8 protein-coding genes are annotated in these 12,556 nt (G+C 71.8%); 1 reads left to right on the top strand and 7 read right to left on the bottom strand.

Annotated features, from left to right (window positions below; translation table 11 throughout):
* The first annotated feature begins 35 nt into the window (after nt 1-35).
* Nucleotides 36-1,001 (top strand): alpha/beta fold hydrolase, encoded by a 966-nt coding sequence (locus tag H305_RS45790; RefSeq protein ID WP_234020781.1) that lies wholly within the window; start codon nt 36-38, stop codon nt 999-1,001.
* A gap of 59 nt (nt 1,002-1,060) precedes the next feature.
* On the opposite strand, the gene fxsT is transcribed toward H305_RS45790, so the two are convergent.
* The 7 genes from fxsT to H305_RS0114200 form a co-directional block, all read right to left on the bottom strand.
* Nucleotides 1,061-4,996: an FxSxx-COOH system tetratricopeptide repeat protein gene (fxsT, locus tag H305_RS0114230; protein ID WP_028800988.1), complete on the bottom strand. Its 3,936-nt coding sequence runs from the start codon at nt 4,994-4,996 to the stop codon at nt 1,061-1,063.
* Nucleotides 4,993-6,306: a TIR-like protein FxsC gene (locus tag H305_RS45785; RefSeq protein ID WP_063611325.1), complete on the bottom strand. Its 1,314-nt coding sequence runs from the start codon at nt 6,304-6,306 to the stop codon at nt 4,993-4,995. Before H305_RS45785 ends, fxsT begins: the two co-directional genes overlap by 4 nt.
* Nucleotides 6,307-6,399: 93 nt before the next feature.
* Nucleotides 6,400-7,107 carry an AAC(3) family N-acetyltransferase gene (locus tag H305_RS0114220; protein WP_078629042.1) on the bottom strand — a complete coding sequence of 236 codons (708 nt, stop codon included), beginning with the start codon at nt 7,105-7,107 and terminating at the stop codon, nt 6,400-6,402.
* A gap of 62 nt (nt 7,108-7,169) precedes the next feature.
* The gene (gene fxsBH / locus H305_RS0114215) at nt 7,170-9,326 is read right to left on the bottom strand and encodes a radical SAM/SPASM protein FxsBH, inactivated beta-hydroxylase extension form (RefSeq protein ID WP_028800986.1); all 2,157 of its coding nucleotides are present in this window, start codon (nt 9,324-9,326) and stop codon (nt 7,170-7,172) included.
* 143 nt (nt 9,327-9,469) lie between these two features.
* Nucleotides 9,470-9,652: a hypothetical protein gene (locus tag H305_RS0114210; protein WP_028800985.1), complete on the bottom strand. Its 183-nt coding sequence runs from the start codon at nt 9,650-9,652 to the stop codon at nt 9,470-9,472.
* A gap of 222 nt (nt 9,653-9,874) precedes the next feature.
* Nucleotides 9,875-11,464 carry a GAF domain-containing protein gene (locus H305_RS45780; protein WP_078629036.1) on the bottom strand — a complete coding sequence of 530 codons (1,590 nt, stop codon included), beginning with the start codon at nt 11,462-11,464 and terminating at the stop codon, nt 9,875-9,877.
* 23 nt (nt 11,465-11,487) lie between these two features.
* Nucleotides 11,488-12,525, bottom strand: a complete 1,038-nt coding sequence (locus H305_RS0114200) for a rod shape-determining protein (RefSeq protein WP_028800984.1) — start codon at nt 12,523-12,525, stop codon at nt 11,488-11,490.
* Nucleotides 12,526-12,556 lie beyond the last annotated feature (31 nt).

Below are 12,556 nucleotides of genomic sequence, written 5' to 3'. Positions count from 1 at the left end.
TTGTCCCGGTCCATGGACCGAGGAAGGGGGGCGCTGTGCGCGATCATGTGCGGACGGCGGACGGACGGCAGCTGCGCGTGGAAGTCTCGGGGGATCCAGGGGGGCGCCCGGTGTTCCTGTTGCACGGGATGCCCGGCAGCAGGGTCGGACCCAGGCCGCGTTCCATGTTCCTCTACCAGCGCGGCACCCGGCTCATCAGCTACGACCGACCCGGGTACGGGGGATCCGACCGCATGCAGGGGCGCCGGGTCGTCGACGTCGTGCAGGACGTCACCGAGGTCGCCGACGCCCTGGGGATCGACCGGTTCGCGGTGGCCGGGCGCTCCGGCGGCGCCCCGCACGCGCTGGCCTGTGCCGCGCTGATGCCGGCGCGGGTCACCCGGGCCGCCGCACTGGTCGGGCTGGCGCCGCGGAACGCGGAGGGGCTCGACTGGTTCAAGGGAATGGCGCCGTCGAACGTCAACGAGTTCCGGACCGCGTTCACCGACCCGGAGCGCTTCGTGGCCCGGCTGATCCCACGGTCGGCCGCCATCCGCCGCGATCCCGTGCGGCTGCTGGAGGAACTGCGGCACGACCTCACCGACGACGACCGGCAGATCGTCTCCGACAACACCATCCGCTCGATGCTGCTGCGCAACTACCGTGAGGCGCTGCGCACTTCGCCGTACGGGTGGATCGACGACGCGCTCGCGCTGACCGGGAACTGGGGCTTCGACCCGGCGGACATCAGGGTGCCGGTGCTCCTGTGGCACGGGGTGAAGGACGTCTTCTCACCGGCGTCGCACTCCTCGTGGATGGCGGCGCGGATTCCCCGTGCGACGGCCGTGCTGGAGCCGAGCGCGGCGCACTTCGCCGCGCTGCGGGCCCTGCCGAAGGTGCTGACCTGGCTGCTCGCGGACGTGCCGGTCTGGCCGGCGCACCGGCGGGGCAGGCCCGTGAGCGTCTCCGCCGCCCTGCCCCCCTCCGGGGACGGCCGCCCCCAGGCTCCCGCGTCGGCCTGAACGGCCCCGCCCCGGACGCCGGACGGGCTGGACCCACGCCCGTCCGGCACGGCAGCCGCTCACACCGCCAGCGGTTCCAGGTCCCGGTAGATACGGCGGCCCTCGGCCGCCACCCGGGTCATGCCGTTGTCGTCGCCGAGGCGGTCGCGCAGCTCCGACAGGGCCTCGTCGCGCAGCCGCCCGGCCTCGTCCTTGCGGCCCAGCTCGGCGAGCGTGAGGCCGTAGTTGGTGACGACGGCGAGCGTCTCCGGGTGGTGCGGACCGAGGACGGTACGCAGGGTGACGACGGCCTTCTCCTCCAGTTCACGGGCCTCGCCGAGCTGACCCTGGTCGGCGAGGACGTTGGCGTAGTTGATGCCGGTGAACAGGGTGTGCGGGTGCTTCTCGCCGAGCACGTCGCCCATGCGGCGCAGCACCTGGCGGAACACGGTCTCCGCCTCCTCCGCGTCGCCGCAGCCCCAGTGGAATATCCCCAGGTTGTTGAGGGCGGCCTGGGTGTACGGATGGGCCTCGCCCGGCACCTTCATGTACTCGGTCAGCGCCTCACGGGCGACATCGCGCGCCGCCTCCCGCTCGTCGGCGGCGAAGAGGTCGGCCGCCATGTTCAGGTCGCAGGCGAGCGAGTCCGGCGTCGGCGCCGGGTACTGCGCCCGGTACTGCGCGCGGGTGGCCGTCGTCAGCCGGCGCGCGTCCTCGAACTGGCCTGCCCTGCGCAGCGACACGGCGAGCGACTTCGCGCAGCTCAGCGTGCCCGGGAAGTCCTTGCCGAGGATGCGTTTGTGGGCGTCGTAGGCGCGGGAGAGCAGGGAGACCGACTCGGTGTACCGGCCGACCTCGCGCAGGTCGCGGCCCAGCCGGGCGGCCGAGGCCAGCGTGTACGGGTGGTCGGGGCCGAGGACCTCGATGCGCCGGTCGTAGGTGTCCTGGTCGATGGCGCGCGCCTCGCCGTACCGGCCGACCATGCGCAGCGCCAGCGCGAGATTGTTGGCCGCGCTGAGGGTGCGCCGGTGCGACTCGTGGAAGATCTGGCTGAAGCCCTCGTGCGCCTCGCGGGCGAACTCCACCGCCGAGCCGTACACACCGAGCGCCGCGAGGTCGCTGGCCAGGCCGGACATGGTGACGTACGTGTGCGGGTGCGAGGGGCCGAGCACGCGCTTCTGGCGTTCCAGGAGCTCGGTGTTGATCTCCCGGGCCTCCACGTAACGTCCCTGCGAGCGCAGGATGTTGCCCAGCTGGCAGCGCAGGTAGAGGTACTGGACGTCGTCCTCGCCGAGGGCCGGCTTCCAGTGTTCCAGGAGGTCCTCGGCGAGCGCCTGGGCACCCGCGAACTCGCCGCGCTTCCAGAGGTAGCGGACACGGTCGATGAGCAGCCTGCGGGTCGGCGCCTCGGTGCAGTTGCGGGCGTCGGACGCCGACAGGTGCGGCCAGATGACCGCGAACCTCGCCCAGGTCTCGGGGTCGTCGATGGGTTCGTCGCCGTCCGGCCGGCAGCCCGCCAGGACCGTGTGCACGATGTGCCGGGCGTGGCGCTGCTCCTCCTCGGTGAGCTGGGAGCGGATCACCGCCTGCACCAGCCGGTGGACCTGGATGCTGTTGCTGACCTGGTCGACCTTGGCGAGCGCGAACCGGCCGATCTCCCGGATGACCCGGCCCAGCAGCAGACTCTCCTGGAGGGCGGGGTCGTAGGGCCTGAGGGCGTCGATCATCTCCTTGCTGTAGAGCAGGTGGACGGAGATCGGCTCGGCGGCGAGGAACGCGCACAGCTGGAGCAGCCGTACCGAGGCGGGGGAGTTCTCCCGCAGCCGCGCTATGGAGATGTTCCAGGTCGCCGCGACCGTCTTGGGGTAGTCGGCGGGCTGGTTGAGGTCGAGGACCTCGGTGGTCTGCTCGGCGAGCTGGCGCAGGTAGTCGTCGATGGGCGTGGCCGTCTCGGCGAGCCAGGCGGCGGCCTGCTCGACCGCGAGCGGCAGGTCGCCCACCGCGGTCGCCACCTGGTCCGCCTCCTCGGTGGTGAGCCCGGAGGCGCGGCGGGTGAGGTGCTCGATGCTCTCCTCGCGCAGGAACACGTCGATGGGCAGGGAGGCGCCCTCCTGCGCCCAGGCCTGGTTGCGCGAGGTGACGAGGATGTGCCCGCCGCCCCCGGTGGGGAAGAAGCGGGTGAGCTTCGCGGGATCGTCGGCGTTGTCGAAGACCAGGATCCAGCGTTTGGTGGGCGCGCCGCGGCCCAGCATCTGCACGGCCTCCTGGCTGGCCACGTTGATGTCCTCGCCGCCGGGCGCGCCGATGCGGGCGGCGAGTTCGGCGAGCGAGGAGACGACGTTGCCGGGGTCCTCTGCGGAGATCCACCACACGAGGTCGTAGTCCGCCATGAAGCGGTGCACGTACTCCAGCGCGACCTGCGTCTTGCCGACGCCGCCCAGCCCGAACAGCGCCTGGGGCTGCGGCAGGACGACCGATATGCCCCCGCTGAGCTGGTCGCGGACGTGGTCGAGGATGACGTTGCGGCCGGTGAAGGTGTTGTTGCGTTGCGGGGCGTTCCAGATGCCCGGGGTGCTGCCGGGGAAGCGGGGGCCCGAGGGTCCGCTGTCGAGAGGACGGCCCGGCAGCTCCAGGACGTTCAGCAGCGAGGTGATGCACTGGGCCTCGTCGAGACGGTGCAGGTCCACCGGGTTGCGGTCGAGGTAGGAGTCGGGCAGCCGGACCTCGTCGACCCGCAGCGCGACCAGCGGGCTGTGCGGGGTGTCCGGGTCGGTCGCGGTGAGGGTGCGCCAGACGGCGTCGGCGTAGCGGGACTTGCGGAAGGCGTTCGACAGCAGCACGAGGGTGCGGGTCGCCGGGTCGGGCTGCTCGACGGGGCCGGTGGAGATGTCGTGCGGCACGATGTTGCAGCCGGCCCGCTTCAGGAGCGCCTCGGTCCAGTCCGCCCACATGCGGTTCTCCGCCGCGTACACGATGGAGACGTCGGCCACGGACGTCATCGGCCGGCGCCGCAGGAACGCGTCGCGGCAGCGCAGCCGCACCGGCTCCGGCACCGGCGGCAGCGAGGTGACCTCGCCGTCCGAGATGACGGCCGTGAGCCGCTCGAACGCGGACAGCAGCGAGTTGGCGATGCCGCTCTCGTCGCCGACGGTGGCGAGGGTCTCCTCGTACGCGTAGTACGGGCGGTACGGGATCTCGACGTTCCCCCAGTACGCGGTCATCTCCTCGAAGGCGAGGTCCTCGCCGCCGAGGCCCTTGGGCAGTCCGTCGAACTTCATCCGGGCGAGCGCGCGTCCCGCGTCGACCTTCTCCTTCTCGCCCTCGTCGATGCGCATAGGCACCGGCAGCACCCGGATCTTGCGGTCCCGGTAGCCGTCCTCGACGCTGCGGGCCACGGCCGCCGCGCCGTCGAGGGACTGGTCGCTGAGCGTGAAGCAGTCCACGAGCACGTCGGGCATCTGCATGGTGCAGATGTCGGCGTTGTCGGACAGCCCGGTGCGGCTGTCGATCAGGACGTAGTCGTACGAGGCCTTCATGTCGTCGCGCAGCGCGTCGAGGAACTGACCGCCGCCGAGGCGCTCGTAGAAGTTGTCCCACTCGAAGGAGGACACGGTCGCGGAGTACGAGCGGTCCTGGCGCCCGGCGGACAGGAAGTCGAGGGAGCCGCCTTCCTGGAAACGCAGACCGAGCCGCTCCGGGGTCAGGGAGATGGCGTGCGGTTCGACGCGCGCGTAGTCCAGGTGCCAGGGCCCGGAGCGCTGGGTACCCGTGGTGGAGGCCCAGGCGTACTCGTTGATGATGTCGATGACGCCGGTGGTGGCCGCGAGCGCACTCAGGTCCAGGAACGGATGGAAGAAGCGGTGCAGGCCCGGGGCCTCCAGGTCCCAGTCGACCGCCAGTACGCGTTTTCCGCTGGCGGCGAGGATCCATGCGGTGTTGGCCAGGGCCATGGTGCGGCCGGTGCCCCCTTTGTACGAGTAGAAGGTGATGATGCGTCCGTCCTGCACGGCCGTCATGCTTCTTCTCCTCCGTCGTCGGCTCCGCCTTCGTCCAGTGGCGGTTGGATGGGGCCCAGCAGGCGGGGCCTGCGGATCGGCGGGCCCGCGGGCGGATGCGCCTCCGCGTGCTTGAGGTACTGCCGGGTCGCGTGCGCGACGACGGCGGGCAGTACGTCGGTGAAGGCCTTCAGCGTGGGGACGCCGTTGACGGCGGCCCGGCAGTCGGCGCGCCGGCCCCGGTCCAGGATCAGCGGCAGCGTCTGTTCGAGGTCCGCGGCCAGCTTGCGGCCCTCGTCCCCGTGGCACTGGATGTCGGCACGGTTCCAGGGAACGATCGCGCTCACCCAGGGCCGGGCGTTGGCGTCGAAGGCCGCGAGTCTGCGCTTGCGTTCCTCGTCGGTCAGCGCCCACCGGTCGACCAGCAGGATGCCGGGGTGACTGGGCGCCGCCTTGTCGGAGTCGTCCGCCACCAGGTTCTCGCCGGTGTCCTCGTCGTCGAAGGACGACACCGTGATCCGGTAGTCCAGGGAGCGGATCAGTTCCTCGGCGAGCGCGGGCAGCGAACGGGTGGACTCCGAGTGGTACGGGTTCCAGTCCTGGGCGTCCTCGCCGTAGGGCCGGGTGTCCCGGTGCTCGGGGATGGTGTGCCGGGTCGGCGCGGCCACGGTCAGATGGATACGCCGGGGACCCTCGCCACGCGGCTTGAACGCGCTGGGCGTGCTCTCGTAGGGGCGGGGCCTGCTGGACGGCAGCGGCGACTCGTGGGCGAGCCGCACGATCCGCTGGGCGAGCCCGAGCACGGTCTCCTCGTACTCGTCGTGCAGCCGGTTCAGCTTGATCAGGCCGTAGATCCCGTTGGCCGCGTACCGGTCGCCGAACTGTGCCTGGTCGACATGGATATGCCGTACGGAATCAGGGAGTTGGGCGTAGTCGATATGCGTCCACAGGGCGGGGACGATGGCCGACATGGCGCCGGCGCCGGTGGCCCGCGCCCGTACGATCCGCTCGTTGAAGGCGAACCATTCCCGGCCGCAACTCTCACTCGTGAAGTACCGCGGCGAGAAGAGCGGCACGAACACCCGGCACGTGGCGAGATTCTCGCTGAGTTTCTCCGGCCAGCCGTCCCCGGCGCGCATCTCGCGGTCCATGAAACCCGCGGGCGCGCCCGCGGGCAGATCCGTGAGCGCCATGATGTGGTCGCACAGATCCGTGAACAGGACGTGCACCCAGTGGTCCGGATCGCCGCCGCCGGACCCCCACGCCGGTGTGTGGGCGTAACTCAGGAAGAAATACGGCCGGTTGTCCGATGCCCGTTCAGGTATGTCCACGCGCCCCCCTGCCTGTGGATGTGCCCCTACGGGATGTTCACCTGGCCGGAACCCACAATCTTCCCGACCGAGGGCCCGCACGGGTCGCCTCTTTCACGTCAAACCATGTCGATATCCAGACATCTGGACACCCGCCAGGTCGACGGCCTTCCGCACCCCGAAGAGCAGCACCGCTCTCCCCGCCATTTCCCGTTCCGTCCAAAGATCACGCGGCAGACGCGCCCCGATCGCCCCGAAGTCCCCGTCGTCCAGCACGATGTCCTCGTACGCCGTCCAGCGGCCCGGACCGCCCACCACGCAGTGGTAGGACCGCCGGGCGGGCGAGGGACGCAGCCGGTACTCGGCGAGATGGAAGGCGCTGCACACCTCGTACCCCACCCGTAGCAGCAGGACATGTGCGTCGGCCGCGTACAGCTTGGCCATCGGGGAACCCTCGCCGAGGTGGCAGTGCGGGTCGTGCCCGTCCAGCAGTTCCCCGGCGCGCGGGCCGAGACCGGCCAACGAGGTGTGCGGATGCACGCTGCGCACCGAGCCTGGTGTGGTGCGCACGCACTCGGCGAGCACGCCCATCGTCGGACAGGGCGTCGTCGCCGGGTCGAACGGCGGCACCGACGCCCGGAAGGCCGCCTCCTCGCTCTCCGACATGGCCGCGGTGAGCGCCTTGTACGCACGTGAGGTGAACGAGTTCTCCGGCGTGAAGGTGGGCACGACGAGTGTGCCGTCGGGACCGAGCGCGTCGAGCAGCCCGTCCCGTACGTCGGCGGCGCGCACCCCCGCACCGCGGAGCGAGGCGTGCACCATGAGGACACCGCCGGGACGCACACCCAACTCCGTGAAGAATCGCGCCAGTTCGGTAGGGGAGGTCACGACAGGACCGTCCACTCCGCCCGCAGTTGCTCGGCCAGCACCACGCCGGTCTCGGTGAGTTCGTCCTTCGGGCGTTCGCCCAGCTGCTCCAGCGCGCGCTCCGCGCGCTCCAGCGCGGCCGCCCGCAGGGCCGCGTCGCCGGCGAAGTACGTGGCGTTGCCGAGCGCCCGGCTGGCCTCGTCGAGCAGCCGGCCGGCACGGTTGCCAGGCACGTTCAGGTCGGCCGTCCCGCGCAGCGCGGTGAGACGTGCCCGCCGCCCGGTGCGCGGCAGTTCCCGCACGAACTCCTCCGGATCGAAGTCGACGGCCACCCCGAGCGCGCCGAGGCCGTGGGCTCCGAGCCGCACGCCCGAGCCCTCCGTCAGCGGGGTGACCGTGGTGACCAGCAACGCGTTCGGGTCGGTGCGCCAGCCGGGCGCGCGCTCGTCCATCAGGTCGAACGCCCCGCGCAGCCGCCGGGCGAACGCGTCGAGCGGTCCGGGGCCGAGCGGCGGCGCGACGGGCACGGGGAAGCAGTCGCGCAGCGGATCGGCGTCGTCGAGGAGCAGGACGGTGCCGTCCGTCAGGGTCGTGGCGGGCACCGGGCGCCACACCGAGGGGCCGTCCTCGGGCGCGCGCTCCTCGCCGGTGTGGGTGCGCACCCGCAGCCGGCCGGCGGTGACGGAGACCTCGACGCGTCCCGGTTCGGGGAGGGTGAGGGTCCCCAGGGTGGGCAGATGCAGCGCGCGGGTGCTCTGGTGCCAGCGGAGTTTGAGGTCGGCGCCGGCGCGGACGGCGACGGCGGCGATCGCCGAGGCGAGCGGTGCCGGGCCGTCGAGCCGGTCGTGCAGGCTCTCCTTGAGCGCGGTGGACAGATAGGGGTGGGCGAGGACGTCGTCGACGTGGGCCGGGCCCTCCGGGCTGCCGTCGAGGTCCAGCAGGGCCCGCCACATCTCGTCCCAGTCCTCTTCCCCGGTGTGCCGGGCCATCGCGCGGGACAGCGCGTGCCGGATCGACTCGCCCTGCGCGAACCACAGCTCACCGCTGTCGTGGACGGCCGGGCTCAGCGCGCGGTCGGTGGTCCGCTCGGCGATGCCGTCGACGAGCGCGCGCAGGTCGGCGCAGAAGACGGACGGATTGTCGAAGCCGCGGCCGGTGCTGTACCGGTGGGCGTAGAGCCCGCCGCCGCACGACTCGACGACGGGGCAGCGTCTGCAGGTGGAGCTGATCCCGGCCAGGCCCAGCTGACGTGCGCGTACGCCCTGGTGCCGGGCGAGCTCCCCGAAACTGTGCTGGAACACGTCGTAGCCCGTGGCGGGTGCTCCGGCATAGGCCGTCTTCAGCGAGTCGGCCTGCTCGAAGCTGCCGTCGGTCTCCACCACGGCCAGGTCGCTGGGCGCGAGCCCCATGGCCTCCGTCAGGCTCGGACCGCCCCGCAGGGTGCTGAGGACCGACTCGAAGGTGCGCACCGCCACGGTGCGGCCCTGTTCGTCCCACCGGTCGAAGATCCGCAGCAGCCACCGCGCGTACGCGGTGGGCGAGTCGACGGGTCTGTGCGGTGGGCTGTCCCAGGTCGAATGGGGCAGCAGGTAGTCGATGCGCGGCGGCTCCAGCGCGACCAGCGCGTCGTGCACCGCCACGGGGTCGTTGGCCACGTCCACCGTGCACAGCAGGCCGCTGTAGAGGTGCCGGTACTCGGGTCCGCGTAACAGGGCCAGCGCGCGCAGCACCCGGTCGTAGCTGCTGCGGTGCCGGCGGTCGAGCCGGTGCCGGTCGTTCGCGGCGCGGTCTCCGTCGAGCGAGACACTGATCTTGACGCCGAATTCCCTGAACACGTCGAGATGCCGGGTGTTCAGCTGGACGCCATTCGTGTGAATGCGGAGATCGAGTTCCGTGACCGCGCTGAGAGTGCGTGTGAGTTCCGCACAGATGTTTCTCATGCGAACGGGTCCCACGAGAAGTGGTTCGCCACCGTGAAGGATCACGGAAACGGACGGGAGTTTCTGCTCATCGGCATACTCCGCGAATCTCCGGGCGACAATCCCGAGCGTTTCCTCGGAAATAAAGGTGGGTCGCCCTTTCCAGCTCTGGTCCGCATGCTCGTACACATAACAGTGATCACAGGCGAGGTCGCATCGACTGTGGATCTTGAGGACCAGTTGCTGAAGCTTCACTTGGTGAAGGGTAGTGCCGACAGCGGGCTGCTTGTACCGCGAACTCCCAGATCTTTCAAGCCGGTTGACGCCTCCGGCGCACGCGGACGGGCGCACCGTGCGGCTTCCGCGCCATCGGATGCGCCCGTCCGAAGTCTGTGTGGCTAGAGCGCCGAGTCGAAAGTGATCGGCTTCGTGGGGCGCCGCCCAGGGATGTCCGTCACTCGTCCGGCCGACCTCACGGCGGCTGTTCCGAGCGGGTCGATGGCCGACAGGGGAGTGTGCTGCTTGCGCACGGGCCGGGCGGCGACGGGGCGGCGCGTCGTCGGCATCACCGAAACGTTCATTTGAGGATTTTCCACTCTTGGATAGGGGAATACTGCGTCCACCGCGGACCCTACCTGAGATCGGCGGACTCTACCCGATAGGAACGACAAGAGGCGAGCACTTCGTCGGAAGCGGCCGAAAAATGCCTTGGCCGGTCGGGACCTGTGCGTGGCGACAAGCCGTAGCGGGCCGCTGGGCCGTCCGGGGCATTCGGGGACGTCAGTTCGCCGGGTGCCACGACGTCACAGTGGTGACTGCCAGGTGACGGTGGTGCCCGCGCCGTCCCCGCCCGCCCCGCGTCCGCCGGTCGCGGCCTCGCCCCCGCCCTCCTCGCCGCCGCCCCGGCCCTCCCCGCTCGCGCGGTCCGCACCGGTGGGGATGCCGTGGTCCGTACCCGTGCGGGCGCCGCGGTCCGCTCCCGGGGGGACGCCGTCCGCGGCGCCGTCGTCGCGCACGGTCAGCCGGACCCCGGGGCGGCCGTCGGGCAGCGTCGCCGTCACGTCGACCGTCACCTCGATCCACGACACCCCGGCGCGGCGTGTGGCCGCGGCCAGCGCCCGGCGCAGCGCGGCCAGGAGCTGCCCGGCCACCGGCTCCGTGAGCCGGCTCTCGACGGGACCGGTGAACCGCGCGGACGGCTGGAAGCCGACCACCGCCGCCGCGCCGGCGGCCTCGCGCAGCACCTTTCCGCGGAACGTGGTGGGGGCGTCGGCGGGCGGCTGCTGCAAGGCGAAGATCGCGGTCCGGACCTCCTGGACGGTCGCCTGCAACTCGTCGACCGCCCGGCCGAGCATCTCGGACACGTCCTCGCCGCCCGCCGCGACGCTCCTGCGCCGCGTGGACTCCAGCATCATTCCGGTCGCGAACAGCCGCTGCACGACCAGATCGTGCAGATCCCGGGCGATGCGGTCGCGGTCCTCGTACACCGCGAGCCGCTCACGGCGGTGCCGGGCGTCCGCGAGGACCACGGCCAGTGCGGCCTGCGAGGCGAACTGCGTGGCGAGCAGCCGCTCCACCGGGGTGTACGGCCGGCCGCCGCGCGTGCGCGGCAGGGCCAGCGTGCCGATCAGGCGGCCTTCCGCCTGCAGGGGCAGCATCATGCTCGGCCCGAATCTGGTGCGTACGTGCGTCGTCATCCGCGGGTCCGTCGCCGAGTCGTCGATGAACACCGGCTCACCGCTCAGGAGCTGATCCAGCACGGGGCTGCCGGGCGCGATGGTGGCGCCCACGATGTTCCCGGGATCGCCGAGCATGGACGCGGTCACGATCTCCATGCCGCCCGCCCGGTTGGGCTGGAGGATGACGCCCGCCGTGGCGCCGGCGAGAACCCGGGCCCGTTCGGCGACGATCGCCAGCGCGTCCGACGCCTCGTCGGCGGTCAGCAGCGCGGTCGTCACGGCGGCGGCACCCTCGATCCAGCGCTCGCGCTGCCGTGCCGTCTCGTACAGGCGGGCGTTGGCGATCGCGATGCCGGCCTGGGTGGCGAGGATCCGCAGCAGTTGCTCGTCCTCCTCGGTGAACGGCCCGTCCGGCTTCCCGGCCAGCCAGAGGTCCCCGAACACCTCGTCGCCGATGCACAGCGGAACCTCCAGGCGGTCACCGGTCGGTACCGCGGGGCCCTTCTCGGTGCCGGGCGCGTACGGACGCGCCGCACGGATCTCGACGAGCCCGTCGTGGCCCGGATCGGTCATGCCCAGCGCCGCGTAGCGCGCACCCGTCAGCTCCGCCGCGCCGTCCACGATGCGCTGGAGCGTCGCGCGCAGATCGAGGTCGGTGCCGACGCTGAGGACGGCCTCCAGCAGGGACGGGAGGCGGGGGACCGGGTCGGTCATGCGGCGCCCTCGGCGGTCGGCCGTCAACCCGCCAGCGGGTCCAGGACCATGGGCTGGATCATGCCCTCCAGCATGTAGCCCAGCCCCTGCACGGCACAGATGTCCGGCCGCTCCGCGATGTGGACGGGCATCCCCGTCGCCTCCCGCAGCATCTGGTCCAGCCCGGGGAGCAGCGCACTTCCGCCGACCATCATGATGCCGCGGTCGGCGAGGTCGGCGACCAGGTCCGGCGGGCACACGCGCAGCACCTTGCCGATGCCGTCCAGCACGGCGGTCAGCGGCGTCTGGATGGCGTTGCGCACGGCGGCGGTGTCGACCTGCACGGAGCGGGCGAGGCCGGTCGCCACGTCCCGGCCGTGGATCTCCGTGGACGTCGGGCCCTGCGCGGTGAGCCCGTTGCCCGACAGGGCCAGCTGAAGAGGGCGTACGGCCTGGCTCGGCAGCATCAGCTCGTGCTGGTGGCGCAGGTGCTGCACGATCGCGTGGTCGACGGCCTCTCCGCCCACCGGGACCCGCTCGGCGGTGACGATCGAGCCCAGCGACAGCACCGCGAGCTGCGTCGCGGCGGCTCCGCACACCATGACCATGGTGGCCTCGGGCTGTTCCACGGGCAGTTCGCAGCCCACGGCCGCGGCGATCAGCGTGTCGACGAGCTCGACCCGCCTTGCGCCCAGCCCGACCAGCGTCTCCACGGCGGCGCGCTGCGCCAGCGGGTCCGCGTCGTGCGGGGTGCACGCGGCGGCTCGCAGGCGCGGCTTGCGGCGCAGCGTGCGGCGGACCTTGTCGCCGAGCAGCTGGCGCAGCATCCGCTGGGCCATCTCGATGTCGACGACCGTGCCGCCGGACACCGGCCGCACCACACGGATGTAGTCGGGCGTACGGCCCGTCATCCTCTCGGCGAACTCGCCCACCGCGATCAGCGCGCCCGTCTTCGTGTTGATCGCGGCGACACTCGGCTGGTCGACGACCAGGCCCGCGCCCTTCACGTACACCCGGGTCCGCGCGGCGCCCAGGTCGACGGCGAAGTGGCAACGGCGCAGCTGCTCCAGACTGGCGGTCATGGCAGGTCCTCCGAGAGCGCAGAGCGTGGGC

The organism is Streptomyces sp. 142MFCol3.1 (genome assembly GCF_000424945.1).
Classification (GTDB): domain Bacteria; phylum Actinomycetota; class Actinomycetes; order Streptomycetales; family Streptomycetaceae; genus Streptomyces; species Streptomyces siamensis.
Note: the sequence above shows the minus strand (reverse complement) of the source record. Positions and strands in the feature narration are given on the sequence as shown.

Coding starts and splice junctions, on each gene's coding strand:
- H305_RS45780 (WP_078629036.1), bottom strand. CDS start 11,464: ATGACCGACCCGGTCCCCCGCCTCCCGTCCCTGCTGGAGGCCGTCCTC.
- H305_RS0114210 (WP_028800985.1), bottom strand. CDS start 9,652: ATGAACGTTTCGGTGATGCCGACGACGCGCCGCCCCGTCGCCGCCCGG.
- H305_RS0114220 (WP_078629042.1), bottom strand. CDS start 7,107: ATGGTGCACGCCTCGCTCCGCGGTGCGGGGGTGCGCGCCGCCGACGTA.
- H305_RS0114200 (WP_028800984.1), bottom strand. CDS start 12,525: ATGACCGCCAGTCTGGAGCAGCTGCGCCGTTGCCACTTCGCCGTCGAC.
- fxsT (WP_028800988.1), bottom strand. CDS start 4,996: ATGACGGCCGTGCAGGACGGACGCATCATCACCTTCTACTCGTACAAA.